The organism is Sphingorhabdus sp. EL138, from assembly GCF_945890115.1.
Taxonomy (GTDB): Bacteria; Pseudomonadota; Alphaproteobacteria; order Sphingomonadales; family Sphingomonadaceae; genus Sphingorhabdus_B.
Map to the genome: position 1 here is coordinate 101503 of NZ_CAMDCK010000009.1, position 7154 is coordinate 108656.

Consider the following 7154-nt stretch of genomic DNA (forward strand, 5'->3'; position numbering starts at 1 on the left):
AACCCTTGCCATCAACTCTGCGTCTTGCCATGCGCTGTGGGAATGCAGGACAAAGACTGGGGATGATAATGGCATTAGCAGCCGAAACGAAAACGCTTCTCGAAACGCTGGGCTGCATTGTTGATGGCGGTGATCTTGCGGTGCACAGCCCCATTGACGGCAGTCGCATCGGGGCGGTGGTGACAGCGACGGTTGACGACATCGATGATGCCGTCGCGCAATCACAGGCCGCCTTTCTCAATTGGCGCAGCGTTCCCGCGCCGCGCCGCGGGGAGCTTGTCCGCTTGTTTGGCAATGCATTGCGTGCACAAAAATATGACCTTGCCCGCCTTGTTACCATTGATTGTGGAAAGCCGCTGTCGGAAGGACTTGGCGAAGTGCAGGAGATGATCGACATTTGCGATTTTGCTGTGGGTCTCTCGCGGCAATTGCATGGCCTGACCATCGCTAGCGAACGGCCCGGTCACCGGATGATGGAGCAATGGCATCCCATTGGTCCAGTTCTCATCATTTCCGCATTTAACTTTCCCGTCGCTGTCTGGGCTTGGAACGCCGCGTTGGCCTTGGTGTGTGGCAACAGCGTGATCTGGAAGCCATCGGAGAAAACGCCGCTAACCGCGGCTGCGGTCCAAGCGATTTTTGAAAAGGCGATTGCCGCGTTCGGCGATGCACCTGCGCATCTGTCGCAAGTCATTCAGGGCGGACGCGACACTGGGGCGGCGTTGGTTACCGATCCACGTATTGCCTTAATCTCCGCCACAGGCAGCACGGAAATGGGTCGGAAGGTCGGACAAGTTGCTGCCGCCCGCTTTGCCAAAACCATCCTTGAACTTGGCGGGAATAACGCCGCGATTATCAGCGACAAAGCGGACGTCGCATTGGCACTTCGCGGCCTATTGTTCTCTGCATTTGGGACAAGTGGTCAAAGATGCACCAGCCTACGCCGCCTTTTTGTACATGACGCGATTTATGACAGCTTCGTTGGGGCGCTCAAGTCGGCCACTGGCTCAATGTCGGTGGGCGATCCTCTTGACGGCAACAATCTTGCAGGGCCATTGATTGACGAGCAGGCTTTTGCAGGCATGCGCGCAGCGCTTGATGAGGCTAGAAAACTTGGCGGAAATGTAACCGGCGGCGAACGCCTTGCAATGGATGGCGTCTATGTCCGCCCTGCGCTTGTCGAGATGGCAGCGCATGATGGCCCTGTATTAAGGGAGACATTTGCGCCTATCCTGTACATCTTCCGCTATCATGATTTGGCCAAAGCCATTGCCCTGCAAAACAGCGTCGGTGCAGGATTGTCATCCTCCATATTCTCGACCGACATCCGCGAATGCGAACTATTTATGTCCGCCGAAGGAAGTGATTGCGGCATTGCCAATGTAAACATCGGCACGTCAGGTGCTGAAATTGGCGGAGCATTTGGCGGGGAAAAGGAAACCGGCGGCGGCCGGGAGTCCGGCTCGGACGCATGGAAGGCCTATATGCGCCGCGCGACGAACACGATAAATTACTCCGACAATCTGCCACTTGCGCAAGGGGTGACATTCGACATAGGCTGAACGCCCAGAGGAGAGCGAAATGCGGGTTGATAAACTACCGCCGGTGAAAGCAACGCTGCAACCGAGCAACCATCCCTATCTCAACGGGGCGTGGACGCCGCAGCATGAGGAAGTTACCGCGACTGACCTTGATGTCATCGAGGGTCGCATTCCCGACGACATTGACGGCATCTATTTGCGCAATACCGAAAACCCGCTGCATCAACCCTTGGGCCGCTACCACCCGTTTGACGGCGATGGCATGATCCACCAGATCGATTTTTCCGGCGGCAAGGCCAGCTATCGCAACCGCTTCGTTCGCACCCGCTGTTTTCAGGCGGAGCAGGATGCGGGCGGATCCTTATGGGGCGGGCTGATGGATAAAACGGGCGTGTCCAAACGCCCCGGATTTGGCGCGCATGGCAGTCTGAAGGATTCCTCCAGCACCGACATCATTGTGCACGCAGGCAAAGCTGTGTCGACTTTCTACCAATGCGGAGAGGGCTATGTTCTTGACCCCGAAACATTGGAGCAAGAGGGCGTGGCGTCTTGGGTGCCGCTTGATGGTATTTCCGCGCATCCCAAGGTGGACGGGCGCACCGGCGAATTATTGTTCTTCAATTATTCCAAGCACGCGCCTTATATGCATTATGGCGTCGTTGATCATGATGGCAAGCTGGCGCATTATGTGCCCATTCCGTTGCCGGGGCCGCGCCTGCCGCATGACATGATGTTTACGCAAAACTGGTCAATATTGTGCGACTTTCCGCTTTTCTGGGACGAAGAATTGCTGAAGCGCAATGTCCATGTGACGCGGTTGCATGAAGGGCTACCGTCGCGTTTTGCGCTCATCCCGCGTTATGGGCAGCCAGAAGATATCCGCTGGTTTGAGGCCGACCCGACATTCGTCCTGCACTTCATTAACGCCTATGAAGACGGCGACGAAGTGATACTCGATGGCTATTTCGAAGAAGATCCTTATCCGCCGCCACTCGAAAATGCGGACGGCTACGGCCATATGATGGCTTATGTCGACGAACATAGCTTCAAGCCAAAGCTGCACCGCTGGCGTTTCAACTTGACCGACGGCACGACGCGCGAAGAGCGGCTCGATGACCGCATTCTCGAATTCGGGATGATGAACCAGCGTTATCTGGGGTTGCCCTATAGATATGCCTATAGCACGACTTCTAAGCCCGGCTGGTTCCTGTTTAACGGCTTTGTGAAGCATGACATGGTCACGGGAGAGTCATGGTCCTTAGAGCTTCCTGAGGGGCGCTACGGCAGTGAGGCACCCTTTGCCCCGCGCGTCGGTGCGGTGGACGAAGATGATGGCTATCTCGTCAGTTTTGTCACGGACGAAAATCGCGGGACATCGGAATGTATATTGATCGACTGCAAGCGGTTTGCAGAAGGACCCGTTTGCCGGATCGCCCTTCCGCATAAAATCAGCAGCGGGACCCATGCGCATTGGGCCGATCGATTGGCCCTGTAACGCGAAGCTATTGCTATCCTCTCGGCCGGCCTTTCAGCTGTCAGTTGAGCAGGCGAACTAACACATCGCGCGGTAATCGTTGACCGACAATATCGGGATTTGCGAGTTGGTGATGATGGTTGCCACGCCTGCCAGTAAATCTCTCACCATTTTACCAATAGAAAGCTTTGCATTTATGTGACTGAAATATGGCAAGCTGCCAAACATGTGAAATATTGCCACAATGATAGAGTCTTTTTGCGGAACTACCCCGCCCCCAATTAACTGGGGATAGCATTCATGCCGTATATTTCGAAATCTGCAAAACGAAGCTTAAACAAGTTTGCCACAGTGTCGGTAGCAGCGATTTTGGCTGTTTACTCAACCAACGCGGCGATGGCTCAGGAAGTAGCTGAGGACGAAGTTGCCGGCTTGTCGGATATCGTCGTGACAGCTCAAAAGCGTACCGAAAATCTGCAGGATGTTCCTATCTCCATATCCGTATTGGGCAGCGAGGGAATTGAAAACCGCCATATTCAATCGCTGCTTGATCTGGGTGATGGCGCCATTCCTTCGCTGCGCGTCGCACCATTTTTTTCGCGTCCAGGCGCGCTCATCATCAACGTGCGCGGCGTTGGTGTTTTGTCCGACAGCAACCAGCCAGCACGTGATCAAGGCGTCGGCGTTTACATCGACGGTGTGTATATGGGGCGTGCTCAAGGTTTGGGAACTGCATTATACGATGTTGAGAACATCGAAGTGCTTAAAGGACCGCAAGGTACCCTTTTTGGGCGTAATACCGAAGGTGGCGCGGTAAACATTGTCACCAAAAGACCGAGCGGGGAATTTGGACTTGGGGCCACTTTAGGCCTTGGCAATTACGGAAGCTATAAAGCCGAAGCCCATCTCGACCTGCCCGAGACAAATAACATCAGCCTGAAATTTGATGGGATTTTCACAAAGCGCGACGGATTTGTGAAAAACCCATTCCCGGGTGCCCTAGATTTTGCCAGCTTTGACAAACGCGGTTTCCGCGCAGAGTTGCAGTGGCGACCGTCCGCCAATTTTACGGCCAATTTCGCTGCCGATATTGCCCGTGACGCCACGAGCACCAATTATCTGCAATTAGTAGAAGCTCCAGTAGGCGCCCCAGCCACGGCCACCTCACCGGCAATCTTGCCTAACCGTCTTTCCGATTTGCCGATTGTGCAGCCGCGGCGCGCATCGAGTACCCCAGTGGGCATGCCGCAAGATGCCAGTGTCGGAAACACAAAGGGCATTCGCGTCGGTTTGAACTGGGACGCGACTAGCAACCTGACCTTAAAATCCATTTCGTCTTATCGCGATATGACGCAGGCACAGTATGACAACGCGATTAACATTGTGTCGCTTCAGCAACCACGGACATCCGCAAACCCGACGGCCAGCTTCGTTGGCTTTCAATTCGGCCGTTACAGTCTGGCACCATTTGCCCAAGATCAGATGAGCCAGGAATTTCAGGTCATTGGGGATTTCGAACGTTTGAAATTTGCGGCTGGTGCGCTTTATTATCGGGAGAATGCAGAGGATAGCGCAAAAGCGTTCAACACTTTGCAATTCACTGACGCTGCTGGAACGGCCATCGCGGTCCGTCAAATTGATTATGCGACGCAAGTTGTTCAGCGCGCCAGCCGCGTTGAAACCACCAGCATGGGTGTTTATGGGCAGGCTACCTACACGCCGCCAGTTGCCAATGATGTATTGCACCTGACCCTTGGCGGTCGTTGGACGCGAGACGAAAAGGTGGGCGAGCTTTTCACCATTAACGGCACGACGCCAACTATCCCCATCAATGGTGTCAATGTTACCCGGCCAGTGCCGTTGGACGCCGCGTGGTCGCGTTTTGACCCGCTGGTAAACCTGTCCATCGATGCGTCTGAAGATATCCTTATTTATGGCAAATGGAGCACTGGCTATAAATCAGGCGGCGCAAACTCGCGCTCGCTAAGCTATGCGCCATTTAATCCTGAAACCGTTTCGATGTTTGAAATTGGCGCTAAGGCCGAATTTCTCGACGGACGGGCGCGGCTTAATGTTGCTGCCTATCAAGGCGACTATAAATCCATTCAGCTCGATTTTTTCGGCCTGTATGAAGATATCGTCAACGGCGTCCGCGTTGCCACAACACGCACAACTTCGGACACGGTGAATGCCCCGGGCACGGGTAAGTTGAAAGGCTTTGAAGCGGAATTTAACTTGGCCCCTGTTACTGGGCTAACGCTGTCGGCAAGCTATGCTTATAACAGCGTCAAAATTCCCGCGACGCTTAATCCGTTTCCACAACCCGGAAACGTTTTTATTACGGTACCGGTCCCCATTTATCAGGTTTATACGCCTGAAAATACTGCAAGTGCAGCGATCGACTATGAGCTGCCGTTAAAGGATTTTACGATCCGCGCACATCTTGATGGTAACTTCAATGATGGCTTTTACGGCAACTATACTGATACGGAATTCGACCCCGTCACCCGCGCCGTTCGATATGCGCAGCCAAAGGGTGAAAAGGCCCTTATCTTTAACGGTCGCATTGCTTTTGCCGACATTGATGTGGGTACGTCAGATGCAAAACTCACCATCGCGGTCTGGGCGCGGAATCTTTTCAACCAAGAACATCTGTTCTACAAAGGTGGAGCGCCGCGTTCTGGCGTACAGGGTTTCTTTAACGAACCCAGAACCTTTGGCGTTGAAGCCAAAATCCAGATGTAAGGCTAAGAGCGATGACCTTAGGTCTGCGCTTTAACTTATGATCCATAAGGGACTCGATATGCGTTACCTACTTGCTACCGCAGCATTTTTGGCTTTCACCGGCCCGCTTGCTGCTGAAACGCGCCATATCGTCATCACAAATGATGACGGTCTGACCAGCAATGTTGTCGCGCTATACAAGGCGTTAAAGGCCGATGGCCATGATGTGATCGTATCAGTTCCCTGTCAGAACCAAAGCGGGATGGGCGCAGCTTTAGGGTTGCGCCCACTCGCTCCGCTCGAGTCCGCTTGCCGCAACAACGCTGCCAATGCAGGTGCGACCGGCGCTGGCCCGATGACTCGTGAAGGTCTGGGCAGTGATTTTTATTATGTGAACTCCACGCCAGTCATGGCGGTGTTATACGGGTTGGATATCGTCGCAATGAAACGTTGGGGGAAGGCGCCGGATCTCGTGCTCTCTGGCCCCAATGAAGGACAAAATGTCGGTGCAATTGCCATTAGCAGCGGTACAATTAGCGCAGCGCAATTTGCAGCGTTGCGCGGTCTGCCGGCAATTGCCTTGAGTGCGGGGCAGAACAGTGCTGGCCCCGATTTAGACAATGCACAATCCCCCGCCATCGCCGCAAAAAGTGCCGAACTGGTGCGCGCTTTGGATGTCGCATCAAAGGGTGGGCGGATGCTTCCGGCCGGTTTGGCGCTGAACATCAATTTCCCTAATGAGGCCAAGGGAACGAAATTCTGCGCTTCCAAAATAGGAACCTATAACGCCTATACTCTAAGTTTTTCCGAAAATATGGCTGCTAGCGCATCGCCTGAAATGAAAGAAATGGCGCGGACGTATAAGATGGATATCCCGGCGCTGCCTGGTTTGTCACTCGGTCAAAATCCGGCCAAGCCTTCAGCCGAGCAATTACAAGATGAATCCTTTCTCCATCTCAGCTGCATTGCCGTATCGCCGATGCAGGCAGGCTATGCCAGTGCTGACCAGAATATCAACTGGGTCAGCAGAATTTTGACAGGCTCGGCGCTGGCTAAATAAGGGCGGCAGTGCAGGGCAATGGTGTAGAATTTTCCCTTGGGGGTCTAAACCTCTTTGTTTCTTCAAATTCTACCGAGATGGAGTGATGGCAGCTTCGATGGAGCGCATCAAATTTCCATCAAATCGCGCCCAATGATTAGCTCGCCTTTGAAAAAAGGTCTTACAGCGTCATACCATATATTGTCGGCAAGGAATGGATATCCGCCAGGTGTAAGGTTGACGATCTAGCGGGACATCGACTGGGAGAGATTATAGCCTTTCGCGAAGGGCTTCATAGGGTGTTTTTCCGTTGAAAGCACCGTGCGGTCGGTTGAAGTTGTAGAAGTTCTCCCATTCGATGAGCTTGGCCTCGAGA

The 7154-nt window shown here is 53.6% G+C and carries 5 protein-coding genes and 1 pseudogene; 4 read left to right on the forward strand and 2 right to left on the reverse strand.

Features of this window, described 5'->3' with window-relative positions; translation table 11 throughout:
* Window positions 1–68: 68 nt before the first annotated feature.
* Together Q0O07_RS06085 and Q0O07_RS06090 are read left to right on the forward strand one after the other, a co-directional pair.
* On the forward strand, window positions 69–1562 hold the full coding sequence (locus Q0O07_RS06085; RefSeq protein WP_367271049.1) for an aldehyde dehydrogenase family protein: 1494 nt from the start codon (window positions 69–71) through the stop codon (window positions 1560–1562).
* A 19-nt stretch (window positions 1563–1581) separates the two neighbouring features.
* Window positions 1582–3036 (forward strand): carotenoid oxygenase family protein, encoded by a 1455-nt coding sequence (locus tag Q0O07_RS06090; RefSeq protein ID WP_295491606.1) that lies wholly within the window; start codon window positions 1582–1584, stop codon window positions 3034–3036.
* Between the two features lie 57 nt (window positions 3037–3093).
* On the opposite strand, the gene Q0O07_RS06095 is transcribed toward Q0O07_RS06090, so the two are convergent.
* Complete coding sequence (locus Q0O07_RS06095) at window positions 3094–3243, reverse strand: hypothetical protein (RefSeq protein WP_295491609.1); 150 nt, start codon at window positions 3241–3243, stop codon at window positions 3094–3096.
* A gap of 72 nt (window positions 3244–3315) precedes the next feature.
* On the opposite strand from Q0O07_RS06095, the gene Q0O07_RS06100 reads away from it, so the two are divergent.
* The gene (locus Q0O07_RS06100) at window positions 3316–5760 is read left to right on the forward strand and encodes a TonB-dependent receptor (RefSeq protein ID WP_295491612.1); all 2445 of its coding nucleotides are present in this window, start codon (window positions 3316–3318) and stop codon (window positions 5758–5760) included.
* 58 nt (window positions 5761–5818) lie between these two features.
* The gene (locus Q0O07_RS06105; protein ID WP_295491615.1) at window positions 5819–6799 is read left to right on the forward strand and encodes a 5'/3'-nucleotidase SurE; all 981 of its coding nucleotides are present in this window, start codon (window positions 5819–5821) and stop codon (window positions 6797–6799) included.
* Between the two features lie 249 nt (window positions 6800–7048).
* On the opposite strand, the pseudogene Q0O07_RS06110 reads toward Q0O07_RS06105, so the two are convergent.
* A pseudogene (locus tag Q0O07_RS06110) lies at window positions 7049–7154 on the reverse strand (IS481 family transposase); the annotation flags it as partial.